Below are 12,937 nucleotides of genomic sequence, written 5' to 3'. Positions count from 1 at the left end.
TTTAAATCAAATAATTCATAAGAAAATATAAAGGTTGGATAAATATGTTTGAAATATTTGTAAACTTAATTTAATATATGTTATATATTGTTTTATTATAGAGGAGTATAAAAATGCACAAAAGAAAATACATCAAAGGGATTGATGGCTTACGAGCAATTGCAGTCATCGGGGTAATCTTATACCATTTGATGCCACAATCGGTGTCTGGTGGGTTTTTAGGAGTTCCTTTATTTTTTGTCATATCGGGTTATTTAATGACAGATATACTCCTATTTGAATGGCAAAAAAGACAAAAAATTAAAATACGGGACTTTTACTTTAGGCGAGTGAAACGTATTTATCCTTCGTTGCTTGTTTTATTTATCGTGACTGGGAGTATATTTCCATTTATATCAAAAAAATATCTATTAAATTTTAAAGAAATTATAACTTCTAGCATATTTAATGTGAATAATTGGTGGCAGATTGCCAATGGGTTTTCCTATTTTGATCGTTTTTCAAACGAATCGCCATTTACCCATTTATGGTCGTTGTCTATTGAAGGTCAGTTTTATATAGTGTGGCCGATTATTTTAGCTATCTTACTTTATAAATTGAAAGATTATAAAAAAATTAATCAGATTATTTTATTTATTACGGGCTTGTCCGCGGTATTGATGATGGCATTTTACACGCCAGAGTCAATCAACCGAATTTATTACGGAACTGATACGCGACTATTTTCAGTGATGATGGGGTCTTCTCTTGCGTTTATTTTACGCATTTACCGTGAACAAATTGAATCAATTGATTTCTGGAAAAAGCTAACAACGTTTATTGTAGGATTAGTTTTAATAATAGGATCTTTATTCCTATTTTCAGATAGTGGTTTCTTTGTTTATCGTGGTGGGATGTTCTTATTTAGTGTGATATCAATGGTTGTGTTAGGCTTAGTTATAGAAGAAGAAAAATTTAGTGTGGCATTGACTAACCCCATTATACGTTGGATAGGCTCAAGAAGTTATGAGATTTATCTGTGGCAATTACCGGTTATGGTTGTTTATACAGACCAATTAAAATGGGATGGAACAAATGCTTTATTACACGGAGTCATTCAACTTACTATAATCGGCGTATTATCAGAATTAACCTGTCGTTTAATCAATAAAATTAGACGCATGGGTAATGTGAAAGAACTGTGGGTAATCGGTAAATCTTATTTCCAAAAAAATATTCCAGCTCTAGTTATTTTTTTACTATTCCTAGGGACGTTTATTTATGGAGTTGCCGTATCCCCGTCTGGTAAGATGGATTCGGCTGTTGCATTACAAAAAAAATTAGAAAAAAATAAACAAGCAGTAGAGCAACATAATAAACAACTTGCCAGCTCATCCAGTGAACCGAAAAAAACGAGCGGGTCGACAAACACAACGTCTTCAACGACTCAGGAAACGACAACATCAAGTACGACGGAATCGTCTAAGGAAGAAGCGAGTGATTTAAGTCCAAGTCAAAAAGAGAAAATTGCGAAAGTATCTCTTGGAGCGATTGGAGACTCTGTGTTACTAAGTGCTGCACCTGAACTTCAAACATATTTTCCACACAGCCACATTGATGCTGAAGTAGGAAGACAGTTAGTAGATAGTCAGAAAGTATTTGATAAGTTGGATAAAGACAAACAACTAGGTGATGTGGTTTTAGTTGTATTAGGAACAAATGGTAGTTTTAAAGAAAGTGATATTGATAAAATAATGCAAACAATTGGTGACAGACAAGTTTTCTTTGTTAATACTTTAGTTGATAGACCTTGGCAAGCTTCGGTGAATGGTACATTAGCTAAGTCAACCAAGAAGTATAAAAATGCACACTTGATAGATTGGAAAAGCTATGCTGTTGGCCATAGAGAATGGTTTGACGAAGACGGCATCCATTTAGTACCAGAAGGCGGAGAAAAATTTAGTGAGTTAGTTGCTAATGAGGTGTTGAATGTTTTACAATAAAAAAATCTATAAGCTTTCAATACGAAGGCTTATAGATTATTTTTTTAATTCAATAGCTCTTGTGGGGCATTTTTGATAAGCTTCAAGTAATGTATCAGCAATTGGTTCAGAAAAATGTTCTTCTAGTGTATTTGAGTCTTTAAATTTAACTAGACCATTATCATGATAATCAAATAGTTCTGGTGCTTTTATTTGGCATAAGCCACAAGCAATACATTTTTCTGGTATAATTTTACATAGCATATAAAAACTCCTTCGAGGTGGTAGTGTTTGTTCATAGAAGATATGATATTATATTTTTTTCATTCAGGTGATGTCATGCGTCATTCCACATTATATCATCTTTTAAAAGGTAAGAAAACAACATCTGTTTTAAGCTATGGGAGGTTGCATGGAATATTAAACTACTTCAATTTATTTCCGAAATTAACCAAAGAGCAATATAATGCATATATATTGAGGCTGATCTCTAATAATTACTTAGAAGAAGTAGAGGACCAACTTGTAACATTAACTGCTAAAGGTAAAGAAAAAATAACAACGCTAGAATTTTCTAGGCTGACACTTCAGTCGTTTGATTATGACAAAGTGGATGATGCTTTTTGGTTGCGTTTATTGTTTATCTCTCAAGTCATTAGTTATAAAAGTAACCGTAATTCAGATTACATTCCTATTGATAATAATCCCGTTCATCAATTACAACTGAAACAATGGTTGGTTCAAGTTGATGGACCACATTTGGTGCATGATTTTTTTAATGAATGGCAAACTGTTCTTTCATATTTACCAATAGAAGAACAGGAAATATTAGTGTCTCAATTAGTAGGTGATGGGGTGATTGGGTATACAATCTCTCAATTGTCACAGCAATCTGATAAAGGTCTGTTGTATTATTATTTGCATCATAAAAGTGCCATACACCTGTTGTTAGAGTTGGTATATCAAGAACCAGATCAGTATCCATTGTTTTTATCTATTATAAAAGACATAAAAAAGCAAGAAGAACAGGACACGGTAGATTTAACTCGACGTTTATTGGAAAAAGGGTATTCAATAGAAGAAGTGGCATATATGAGACGATTAAAACCAAGTACGATAACAGATCATTTTATTGAAATACATATGAAACAACCTAGTTCTCAGTTAATGACATATTTAACCCCCTCTTTGAAAGAAAAACTAAATAACTATAGCTTAAAGTACCCTGAATATAAAATGTGGAAATATTCTGTGGTTGTACGAGATATTCCTGAATTAACGTTTTATGAATTTAAATTTTATCAATTTTATTTACGTGACAATGTGAGGTGAAAAATGATGTTAGAGACCTTTCTTAAACAAAGATTCCAATTTGACACGTTTCGCAAGGGTCAAAAAGAAACGATTCAATCTATTGTAGAGGGGAAATCTGTTTTATCGATTTTGCCAACAGGTGCAGGGAAATCATTGTGCTATCAATTTCCTAGTTATTATGTAAATAAAGGACAGACGGTGATTGTATCACCACTTATTTCATTGATGGAAGATCAAGTGTCCTTACTAAGACGAAATGGTGAAAAATCGGTTATCGCGATTAATAGTCTATTAGAAAAACGTTCGCGCCGATTTGTATTAAATCGACTCAACCAGTATCGGTTTATTTTTATTAGTCCAGAAGCGTTGAGTCAAGAAGAGGTATTGTCCTATTTTGAAAAGCTAACGATTAGTTTGTTTGTAGTCGATGAAGCACATTGTATTTCTCAGTGGGGGCATGACTTTAGACCGAGTTATCTGGCTTTAAAAGATATTAAGCAACGATTAGGAAACCCTTTAACGTTAGCTTTAACGGCGACAGCAACTGAAGACGTAAAACGTGATATCGCACAACAGTTATTTGAATCAGAAACATTTGTCGAGGTTGCTCAATCCGTTAACCGTGAAAATATTTATTATGATGTTGTTGAAACGGATGATAAATTAAGTTACTTGGAAGACTTTTTAATGGAAAGAGAAGTGCCGGGGATTATTTATTTTTCTAGTAAAAAAGAAGCCGATCGCGTCTCTCAATATCTGAATAATTGCTTACCTTATACTGTTCAGAGTTATCATTCAGATATGTCGAGTGAGGATAGAATCAGAATTCAGGAGCAGTTTATTCATGATAACATCCGGATTTTATGTGCAACAAGTGCGTTTGGTATGGGAATTAATAAAGGAAATATTCGCTTTGTTATTCATTACCACTTACCAAATAGTTTGGAAGATTTTGTTCAAGAGTCTGGTCGAGCAGGTCGTGATGGAAAACAAAGTTTGTCGATTGTGCTATACCAATCAGGTGATGAGAACATACATTTCTTCTTGCAAGAGCAAACGCATCAAGAAAAACAAGATTTACTTTTCTTAGAAAACAAGTCACAAATTGATAGGCAAAAATTTTCTGAGGTAATGACAAAAACGCAAAAAAAATGGTTACAACAAATCGAAGAAAATCAAACAACTTGGGAAGATTATAAACAAACATTAATGACAAAAAAAAGGCAACGAGAGTTAAAGCTTTATAAAATGATTGAATACTGTCAAAGTAGTGAGTGTAAACGTGATATAATACAACACTATTTCGGTGAAAGTAAATCAGGGGATTTAACATGTTGTTGTCATATTTGTCAAACAGAAAGACCAGAAGTTAATATAGATAAAGTTAGTCAAAAAAGAGTTGAAACGTCTTTAAATGTAAAAGATAAATTAGAAAAAATGTTTTTTTTAGGTGTTTCAAGCGACATATAATGATAACTATGATAAAATGGTTTCAGATATTTTGAGGAGGTATTATTTTTGAGTGATAATAATTTAAATAATAATGACAACAAAGAAAATTTAGATGAAAATTGGGATCAAGAAATTTATGAAGATGATGGCTCAAGGACCAATAGACGTTCAAAATCAGAAAAAAGAACATGGTTTATCGTGAGCATCATTGTCATCTTATTTTTAATTGTATTGATTCCAACAGGTGCGATTCTTTATTCACAAATGAGCGGTAATTTAAACGCTGGCAAAACAGTGGCAACATCAAGTTCTACTACTACGATTAGTAGTTCAACTAAAGAAGAATCATCAACGAAAGAATCTAGTTCTTCAACATCGACTTCTTCATCTACAACGCCAAGTACGACAGAGTCATTTTCTGATGTAGAAGTTCCAAAAAATGATCCGTCAACACGAGGTCAAGTAGCCCAAAATGGAACTGAACAAAATCAAAGCGGTCAAACGAATGCACAAGATCAATCGCAAAATCAAACACAAAACCCGGGTGGGTCAACAGTAGCATATGGTCAAGGAGACAGCACGCGTTCTCTATGGAAAATCTCTCAAGAAGCGGGGATTACGTTAGACCAATTATACCAACTAAACCCAGGAGTAACACCGGAAAACGTTCAACCAGGACAACCAATTAGAGTCCAATAACCATCATAAAAGTCGTCTTAGGACGACTTTTTGATTATGTAGATAGGAAGAGGAATAAATTAGATGAGTAAATATGTTCAAGTGGCAATTGATGGTCCGGCTTCTGCTGGAAAAAGTACCGTTGCTAAAATTTTGGCAAAAAAAATGGGTTATATATATTGTGATACGGGGGCAATGTATCGTGTCGTTACGTTGTTTGCGTTAGAAAATAATCTTAGTTTAGATCAACCAAGCGAGTTAGTTAAAGAATTAGATAATTTAGTGATGACATTTGACTATGTTGACGGATTACAGCATGTTTATGCTAATGGAATTGATGTAACAAATGATATTCGTATGCCAGACGTGACAAATCATGTCTCAAAAGTTTCGGCAATCAAAGAAATTAGAGAAGAATTAGTTAATCGTCAAAAAGCGATTTCTAATTCACAAAATATTGTGATGGATGGACGAGATATTGGCACCGTTGTGTTGCCTAATGCTGATTTAAAAATATTTTTAGTCGCCAGTGTCAAAGAGCGTGCAGAAAGACGATACAAAGAAAACATCGAAAAAGGGATTATGACAAGCCTTGATGAGTTACAAAAAGAAATTGAAGATAGGGACTATTATGACTCACATCGAAAAGAGTCACCACTCGTTCAAGCAAGTGATGCTATAAAGGTTGATACAACAGGATTATCTATCGAAGAAGTCGTAAATGTCATAGAAAATGAACTAAAAAAAGTAATTTAAGCTCAAATCGGATAGATAATACTAGTAAAGTGTTTTTGTTTTAGGTAGAATATAAGTATGTAGTGAAAAATCAAGTAAGTGTTGCTTAGGAGGATAAGGATATTATGTCAGATGAAACAATGTTAGATGCAATCGAAAGTGTTCAAGAAGTAAAGGTTGGCGATTTAGTTCAAGGTGAAATCTTAGCAGTCGATGATAACAAACAAGCAGTTGTTGGTATTATTGGTGCAGGAGTTGAAGGAGTGATTCCTTTAAAAGAATTATCAACTATTCCAGTTGAAAATGTCACAGACGTTGTATCAATTGGAGATGTGATTGATTTAGTTGTCATTTCAGAAATTGGAAAAGACAAAGAAAATGGAAGTTATTTATTGTCTAAACGTCGCTTAGATGCACGTAAAGTATGGCAAGAAATCGAAGATAAATTCAAAGCTGGCGAAGTAATTGAAGGACCTGTCACTGATGTAGTGAAAGGTGGATTAGTTGTTGACGTTGGTGTGCGTGGATTTGTTCCAGCATCAATGGTATCTGATCACTTCATCTCAGACTTTTCTGAGTTTAAAGGCCAAACATTAACATTTAAAATTATCGAAATCGAACCATCAGAAAATCGCTTAATTTTATCTCGTCGTGCCCTTTTAGAAGCTGAAAAAGCAAAAGCAAAAGAAGAAGTATTTGGAAAATTAGTTGCAGGTGACGTGGTGACTGGTAAAGTCGCTCGTTTAACAGATTTTGGTGCATTTGTTGACTTAGGTGGCGTGGATGGATTAGTTCACGTTTCTGAAATTTCACATGCTCACGTATCAAAACCTTCTGATATTTTAAACTCAGGTGACGAAGTAACAGTTAAAGTATTAAGTGTTGACCCAGAAAAAGAACGTGTGTCATTGTCAATCAAAGAAACATTAGCAGGACCATGGGATGATATCGAAACAAAAGCAAGTGCTGGTTCTGTATTAGAAGGAACAGTGAAACGCTTAACAGATTTTGGTGCGTTTGTTGAAGTACTACCTGGAGTTGAAGGGTTAGTACATATTTCTCAAATCTCACACAAACACATTGCCACACCTCATGAAGAATTAAATGAAGGTGACGTGATACAAGTGAAAGTGTTAGACGTATCTGAAGAAAATAAACGTATTGGTTTAAGTATTAAAGCTCTACAAGAAAAAGAAGATGAAGTAGTCGTTGAAGAAGACGATTACGTTATGCCAGAAGAATCAACAGGCTTTACTTTAGGCGATGTGTTAGGTGAAGATTTAACAGGTAAATAATGAAAAGTCAGCTTAACGGCTGACTTTTTTTATGAATTATTTGACATTTATCTTGCACCAAGTCAGCCTTCGGGGTAAACTACATAAGGATAAAAAAAGTAAAAGGATAAAGGAGGAATGACTATGTCAATCCCTACACTAGCGATTGTTGGACGTCCAAACGTTGGAAAATCAACTCTGTTCAATCGTATGGCTGGAGAGAGAATTTCTATCGTGGAAGATGTTCCTGGTGTCACACGTGATAGAATTTATGCCCATTCTGAATGGTTGGGACGTGAATTTAGCATTATTGATACTGGTGGAATCGAGATGAGTGATGAGCCTTTTATGGATCAAATTAAACACCAAGCTCAAATAGCTATTGAAGAAGCAGATGTGATTATTTTAGTGACAAGTGGTCGTGAAGGTGTCACAGATGCTGATGAGTACGTGGCAAGAATTTTATATAAAAGTGATAAACCAGTTATTTTAGCAGTTAATAAAGTGGATAACCCTGAAATGCGTAGTGATATTTATGAGTTTTATTCACTAGGGTTAGGTGATCCAATCCCTGTATCAGGAAGTCACGGTATTGGTTTAGGAGATGTTTTAGATGAGGCTATCAAACATTTCAAGCCAGTTGAAGCGGAAGAGGAAGATGATATCATTCGTTTTAGTTTAATCGGACGACCAAATGTTGGTAAATCTTCTCTGATTAATGCCATGTTAGGCGAAGACCGAGTGATTGTGTCAAATGTCGCTGGAACTACTCGTGACGCGATTGATACATCGTTTGTCTCAAATACTGGTCAAGAGTTTATTATGATTGATACAGCTGGTATGAGAAAAAAAGGAAAAGTCTACGAGAACACAGAAAAATATAGTGCGATGCGTGCAATGCGTGCAATAGATCGCTCTGATGTGGTATTAGTTGTGTTAAATGCTGAAGAAGGGATTCGTGAGTATGATAAACGAATTGCGGGATTTGCTCATGACGCAGGAAAAGGTATTGTGATTGTCGTAAACAAATGGGATACATTAGATAAAGATAATCATACAATGAAAGAGTTTGAAGAAGACATTCGCTCTGAATTCAGATACCTTGATTATGCCCCAATAGTCTATGTATCAGCTAAGACAAAACAACGTTTGCATCAATTACCTGAAATTATCGAGACAGTGAGTCAAAATCAAACATTGCGTATTCCATCATCTATTTTAAATGATGTGATTATGGATGCTGTGGCAATTAACCCAACACCAACTGATAAAGGGAAACGTTTGAAGATTTTCTACGCCACTCAAGTAGCTATCAAACCACCAACATTTGTAGTGTTTGTTAACGAAGAAGAGATGATGCATTTTTCTTATGCTAGATTCTTAGAAAATCAGATTAGACGTGCATTTGAGTTTGAAGGGACGCCAATTCGCATTATTGCAAGACGACGAAAATAGCTAATTTTAACATACATTATTTATTTTGGCAAAAAATCGATGAAATGCCTAAATTATTGAGGATTTCATTTAATAACCTTGCTAAATCAATGTTCTTGTGGTATCTTTGTTTAAGAAATATTGTATTTGAATATTTCTACTCATACATATTGATTTTTCAAAATGGATGATTTAGAAAATGATGTCACGTAAACATCGAATCTTTTTCGAGGAGGTGAAATTAGAAATGGCAAACAAAGCAGAATTAATCGAAAAAGTTGCAGAAGCAACAGGATTAACTAAAAAAGATGCAACAGCATCAGTAGACGCTGTATTTACTTCAATCCAAGAATTTTTATCTGAAGGTGAAAAAGTTCAATTAATCGGATTCGGAAACTTCGAAGTTCGTGAAAGAGCTGCCCGTAAAGGACGTAACCCACAAACAGGTGAAGAAATTCAAATCGCTGCAAGTAAAGTACCTGCATTCAAACCAGGTAAAGCATTAAAAGATGCAGTTAAATAGAACATTTTAAAGCAAGTACCGATGTTTCGGTGCTTGCTTTTTTTTATAAAGTTATAGGTATTTCTAGGAAAAAACATAAAAATAGATTAGAATAGATAAGAATAATAGAATGAGGGTGATTAACATGCATTGGATAGCAGTCATAATTGTTGGAAGTATTATTGGTGCGGTTGCGACCATGATAACCGGAAAAAAAGATTCTCAAGGGTGTTTATTTAATTTGGTAGCAGGCTTACTAGGATCAGCTATTGGACAAAAGATGTTTGGTGATGACTGGGGTGGACAACTTGCTGGCATGGCACTTGTCCCTTCTATTCTTGGTGCGATCATCATTATAGCCATTGTCTCAATTTTTCAGAAAAAATAAGATTACGAGAGTTTAAGGAGAAAAAGTTATGTCATACAGTAAACAAATGTTAGAAGCCTTATCTTCAGGAGACTTAGCACAAGCAACGGTCTATTTTAATGAGGCATTATCACATGATTTGCCTGAAGAAAAATTGCAACTTGCAGATAATTTATATCAATTAGGATTTTTAGAAGAAGCGAGTACCTTATTTAAAGATTTATTAACTCTTTATCCTGATGAAGACAGTTTAAAAATTTCATTAGGTGAAATTGCGATTGAGGAAGATAAGCTAGAAGAAGCGTTTGAGTGGTTAGAGCAAATTAAACCAAGTAGTGATTTATACGCGCAAAGTCTCTTAACATTAGCTGATATTTATCAGATGATGGAAATACCAGAAGTCAGTGAACAAAAATTAAAAGAAGCCAAACAAATTTTGCCACAGGAACCATTAGTTGATTTGGCATTAGGTGAGTTATACTTTGCGACTGAAAGCTACATAAAGGCAATTGCAGCGTATGAAGAGATTAAAACGACGTATCCTACCTTTGAGTCGCCAATCGACTTAGATGAGCGTATAGGCGTGTCACTCTCACGAATTGGTGAGTATGAGCAAGCGGTTGAGTTTTTAGAGTCTGCAATTAAACAAGACGAAACAGTTGAGCGATTATTTCAGTTGGCTTTATGTTATTATCAAATTCGTGAAAATGAGCGAAGCATTGAGTTATTAACGAAAGTAAGTGAGATGAATTCAGAGTTTAACCAAGTGTATTACCCACTTTCTCAAATTTTATTTGATGAAGGACGATATGACGAAGCACTTGAAGTAGCAGAAAAAGGAATTCATGTGAATCCGTATGATGTGTCTGTTTATCATTTAGCTTCAGAAGCATCGTATCAATTAAATCAAAAAGACCAAGCAAAAATGTATTTGGAAGAAGTCATTTCTTTAGAGTTAGACAGTGATATTTCAAAATTAAAACTAGCAGAATTATTCTTAAAAGAAGAAGAATTCGAAGAAACCATTCATTTAGTTTCTTCATTGGATATTTTAGATCAAGGTGAAGCTTATTGGTATTTAGCTCAAGCTTATAATGGATTGGAAGAATACGCCGATGCGAAAAAATATTATGAATTAGCCTCTTCATATTTAGACATCGACGCAGACTTCTTAAAAGATTATGGATTATTTTTAAGAGAAGAAGGACAACTAGATAAGTCACGTGAGGTCTTGACGAGTTATTTGAGGATGGTCCCAGATGATTTGATGATTGTCTCTATGTTAGAAGAGTAGTGTGTCTATGGCTAATTTAGAGGACAAACGAGCATTTGTGACGTGGTTGATTGAAACCATTACATTAAAAGAGAAAGAGGCTTATTGGATTTTAAATTATTTATTAAATCATGATGCGATTTTAAACCGAGTGCATATAGTAGAAAAAGCGGATAAAACGCCTAGAGGACTGATTGTTTCAGATAATTCAGAAACAGAAGAAGGCTTAGTTTTATATAAGGAGAATCATCCATTTGGTGACGCACAACAAATATTTCATGACATCAGGATGAAATACAAAGAACCATTATTTTTAGAAGTTCGATTTAGTGGCCGTGATTTTAATCAACAGTATCAGTTAGTATTGGAAGAAAATCCATTTTTAAGTTCATTTGATACCATATCTGACGAGATGTTCGAGAAAGTATTACGTGATTTTGAAGAAAAACAATATCAAGAAAAATTAAATTGCATACTAGATAAGCTAAATCATGCCATCGATTCTGGGAATGAAGAAGAGTTTGTTTATTGGTCAATTGAATACCAAAAAGAAAAAAACAAAAGTGATGATTAGCTCACTTTTGTTTTTTTGCTTGTTCATGTATTTCTTGTAATTCTTTATATGTAAATCCTTCACCTGTCACTTCATTAATATTAAAGAAGGTCATAAAAGCTCGTGGGTCGATTTCGTAACTTATTTCTTTTATACGGCTCATTTCACTAATACTTGCCACACAATAGACCATCTGACGACTTTCCTTAGAAAAACCACCTTCGCTATTGATATACGTCACACCACGTTCTAATTCGGACATAATTCGCTCACCAATTTCTCGGTCATGATCAGAAACAACGAATACTCCTTTGGCACCATATGACGCGTCTTGGACAAAATCAACGACTCGACTAAAAACAAATACGGTAATTAGCGTATACATCATTTCTTTTAACGACAAGTAAGTCAAAGAAAGAAGAAGAACTACGACGTCTAAAGCAAAAAGTGAACGGCCAATTGTCATACCAAATCTGCGTTCAATGATTCGGGCGATAATATCTGTCCCACCAGTTGTCCCACCATATTTGTACACAATCCCGCTACCAAATCCACCACAAATACCTGCGAGTAGTGCGGCTATTAAAATGTCATTATCAACTGAAATGGCTAGCGGAACTTTTTGCCACAGCCATAAGTTTAAAGAAAGTGAGAGAGAACCCACTAAAGTTAAAATTAACGGCTCCAGACCTAACAGTTTGAGACCAATTAGGATGAGTGGCACATTTAACACTAACGTGGTTAACGCTGGATTGATGGAAAATAAATTATAAATAATCAGTGCGATACCAGTCATTCCACCTTCGGCTAATTTGTTTGCCATGTTAAAATTTACCAAACCAAAACTAAAAATGCTCGCTCCAAGAAAAATCATGATACAATTAATGAAAAATTGCTTATTTATACGCATAATACGCCCCCAAAAAACCAGATTTACTGCACTCAGGTTTATCTTATCACTGTGTCGGCAGGTCAACAAGAGGTAAGGGGGACCAAAAACTAGATGTATTTTAGAACATTTTTAAAGGAGTTAAACATGACACAACCAAAATATTTATCAGATATGCAACAAGAGGTGGATGATTATATCTCGCAGTTTAAGGCAGGATATTTTTCACCACTTGCGCAACTAGCAAGATTAACAGAAGAAACAGGAGAGTTAGCCCGCGAAATCAATCATTACTACGGGGAAAAAGCCAAAAAGACTGATGAAATACCGAAAACAGTGGAAGAAGAACTAGGAGATGTGTTAGTTGTTCTCCTTATTATGGCAAATTCACTCGACATTGATTTGACAAAAGTATTTGAAGATAACATGAAAAAGTTTTATGCTAGAGATAGTCATCGCTTTGAACGAGTCGATGAGGAAAAAAGTATGGATTAGAAAGTAGATA

At 34.5% G+C, this 12,937-nt stretch carries 14 protein-coding genes; 12 read left to right on the top strand and 2 right to left on the bottom strand.

Annotated features, from left to right (window positions below):
- The first annotated feature begins 113 nt into the window (after positions 1-113).
- Positions 114-1,982, top strand: coding sequence for an acyltransferase family protein (locus BHY08_RS06215; RefSeq protein WP_071457052.1), 1,869 nt, complete (start codon positions 114-116; stop codon positions 1,980-1,982).
- A 36-nt stretch (positions 1,983-2,018) separates the two neighbouring features.
- On the opposite strand, the gene BHY08_RS06210 is transcribed toward BHY08_RS06215, so the two are convergent.
- Positions 2,019-2,225, bottom strand: a complete 207-nt coding sequence (locus BHY08_RS06210) for a ferredoxin (protein ID WP_071457051.1) — start codon at positions 2,223-2,225, stop codon at positions 2,019-2,021.
- Positions 2,226-2,252: 27 nt separating this feature from the next.
- On the opposite strand from BHY08_RS06210, the gene BHY08_RS06205 reads away from it, so the two are divergent.
- The 10 genes from BHY08_RS06205 (at position 2,253) to BHY08_RS06160 (ending at position 11,564) form a co-directional block, all read left to right on the top strand.
- A complete protein-coding gene (locus BHY08_RS06205; RefSeq protein ID WP_071457050.1) occupies positions 2,253-3,293 on the top strand; it encodes a YpbB family protein in 1,041 nt (346 codons plus the stop codon).
- Between the two features lie 3 nt (positions 3,294-3,296).
- A complete protein-coding gene (locus BHY08_RS06200; protein WP_071457049.1) occupies positions 3,297-4,745 on the top strand; it encodes a RecQ family ATP-dependent DNA helicase in 1,449 nt (482 codons plus the stop codon).
- Positions 4,746-4,793: 48 nt separating this feature from the next.
- Positions 4,794-5,426 (top strand): LysM peptidoglycan-binding domain-containing protein, encoded by a 633-nt coding sequence (locus BHY08_RS06195; protein WP_071457048.1) that lies wholly within the window; start codon positions 4,794-4,796, stop codon positions 5,424-5,426.
- Positions 5,427-5,489: 63 nt separating this feature from the next.
- Positions 5,490-6,161 (top strand): (d)CMP kinase, encoded by a 672-nt coding sequence (cmk, locus tag BHY08_RS06190; protein WP_071457047.1) that lies wholly within the window; start codon positions 5,490-5,492, stop codon positions 6,159-6,161.
- A gap of 104 nt (positions 6,162-6,265) precedes the next feature.
- Positions 6,266-7,435, top strand: a complete 1,170-nt coding sequence (gene rpsA, locus BHY08_RS06185; protein WP_071457046.1) for a 30S ribosomal protein S1 — start codon at positions 6,266-6,268, stop codon at positions 7,433-7,435.
- 123 nt (positions 7,436-7,558) lie between these two features.
- Positions 7,559-8,869, top strand: a complete 1,311-nt coding sequence (gene der, locus BHY08_RS06180; protein ID WP_071457045.1) for a ribosome biogenesis GTPase Der — start codon at positions 7,559-7,561, stop codon at positions 8,867-8,869.
- 226 nt (positions 8,870-9,095) lie between these two features.
- Positions 9,096-9,371, top strand: a complete 276-nt coding sequence (locus BHY08_RS06175) for an HU family DNA-binding protein (protein WP_071457044.1) — start codon at positions 9,096-9,098, stop codon at positions 9,369-9,371.
- 124 nt (positions 9,372-9,495) lie between these two features.
- A complete protein-coding gene (locus BHY08_RS06170; RefSeq protein ID WP_071457043.1) occupies positions 9,496-9,738 on the top strand; it encodes a GlsB/YeaQ/YmgE family stress response membrane protein in 243 nt (80 codons plus the stop codon).
- Between the two features lie 28 nt (positions 9,739-9,766).
- Positions 9,767-11,011, top strand: coding sequence for a tetratricopeptide repeat protein (locus BHY08_RS06165; RefSeq protein WP_071457042.1), 1,245 nt, complete (start codon positions 9,767-9,769; stop codon positions 11,009-11,011).
- 7 nt (positions 11,012-11,018) lie between these two features.
- Positions 11,019-11,564 (top strand): YpiB family protein, encoded by a 546-nt coding sequence (locus BHY08_RS06160; protein WP_071457041.1) that lies wholly within the window; start codon positions 11,019-11,021, stop codon positions 11,562-11,564.
- A 1-nt stretch (position 11,565) separates the two neighbouring features.
- On the opposite strand, the gene BHY08_RS06155 is transcribed toward BHY08_RS06160, so the two are convergent.
- The gene (locus BHY08_RS06155) at positions 11,566-12,453 is read right to left on the bottom strand and encodes a YitT family protein (protein WP_071457040.1); all 888 of its coding nucleotides are present in this window, start codon (positions 12,451-12,453) and stop codon (positions 11,566-11,568) included.
- A gap of 126 nt (positions 12,454-12,579) precedes the next feature.
- Here BHY08_RS06155 and BHY08_RS06150 point away from each other — a divergent pair, with 126 nt between their 5' ends.
- A complete protein-coding gene (locus tag BHY08_RS06150; RefSeq protein ID WP_071457848.1) occupies positions 12,580-12,927 on the top strand; it encodes a nucleotide pyrophosphohydrolase in 348 nt (115 codons plus the stop codon).
- Positions 12,928-12,937 lie beyond the last annotated feature (10 nt).

The organism is Vagococcus teuberi (assembly GCF_001870205.1).
GTDB classification, from domain to species: domain Bacteria; phylum Bacillota; class Bacilli; order Lactobacillales; family Vagococcaceae; genus Vagococcus; species Vagococcus teuberi.
This window is presented reverse-complemented; position numbering and strand designations above follow the sequence as displayed.

What these genes read in the sequence shown, in the direction of transcription:
- der (WP_071457045.1), top strand. Translation starts at nt 7,559, where the DNA reads ATGTCAATCCCTACACTAGCGATTGTTGGACGTCCAAACGTTGGAAAA.
- BHY08_RS06200 (WP_071457049.1), top strand. Translation starts at nt 3,297, where the DNA reads ATGATGTTAGAGACCTTTCTTAAACAAAGATTCCAATTTGACACGTTT.
- BHY08_RS06215 (WP_071457052.1), top strand. Translation starts at nt 114, where the DNA reads ATGCACAAAAGAAAATACATCAAAGGGATTGATGGCTTACGAGCAATT.
- cmk (WP_071457047.1), top strand. Translation starts at nt 5,490, where the DNA reads ATGAGTAAATATGTTCAAGTGGCAATTGATGGTCCGGCTTCTGCTGGA.
- BHY08_RS06165 (WP_071457042.1), top strand. Translation starts at nt 9,767, where the DNA reads ATGTCATACAGTAAACAAATGTTAGAAGCCTTATCTTCAGGAGACTTA.
- BHY08_RS06170 (WP_071457043.1), top strand. Translation starts at nt 9,496, where the DNA reads ATGCATTGGATAGCAGTCATAATTGTTGGAAGTATTATTGGTGCGGTT.
- BHY08_RS06160 (WP_071457041.1), top strand. Translation starts at nt 11,019, where the DNA reads ATGGCTAATTTAGAGGACAAACGAGCATTTGTGACGTGGTTGATTGAA.
- rpsA (WP_071457046.1), top strand. Translation starts at nt 6,266, where the DNA reads ATGTCAGATGAAACAATGTTAGATGCAATCGAAAGTGTTCAAGAAGTA.
- BHY08_RS06175 (WP_071457044.1), top strand. Translation starts at nt 9,096, where the DNA reads ATGGCAAACAAAGCAGAATTAATCGAAAAAGTTGCAGAAGCAACAGGA.
- BHY08_RS06155 (WP_071457040.1), bottom strand. Translation starts at nt 12,453, where the DNA reads ATGCGTATAAATAAGCAATTTTTCATTAATTGTATCATGATTTTTCTT.
- BHY08_RS06210 (WP_071457051.1), bottom strand. Translation starts at nt 2,225, where the DNA reads ATGCTATGTAAAATTATACCAGAAAAATGTATTGCTTGTGGCTTATGC.
- BHY08_RS06150 (WP_071457848.1), top strand. Translation starts at nt 12,580, where the DNA reads ATGACACAACCAAAATATTTATCAGATATGCAACAAGAGGTGGATGAT.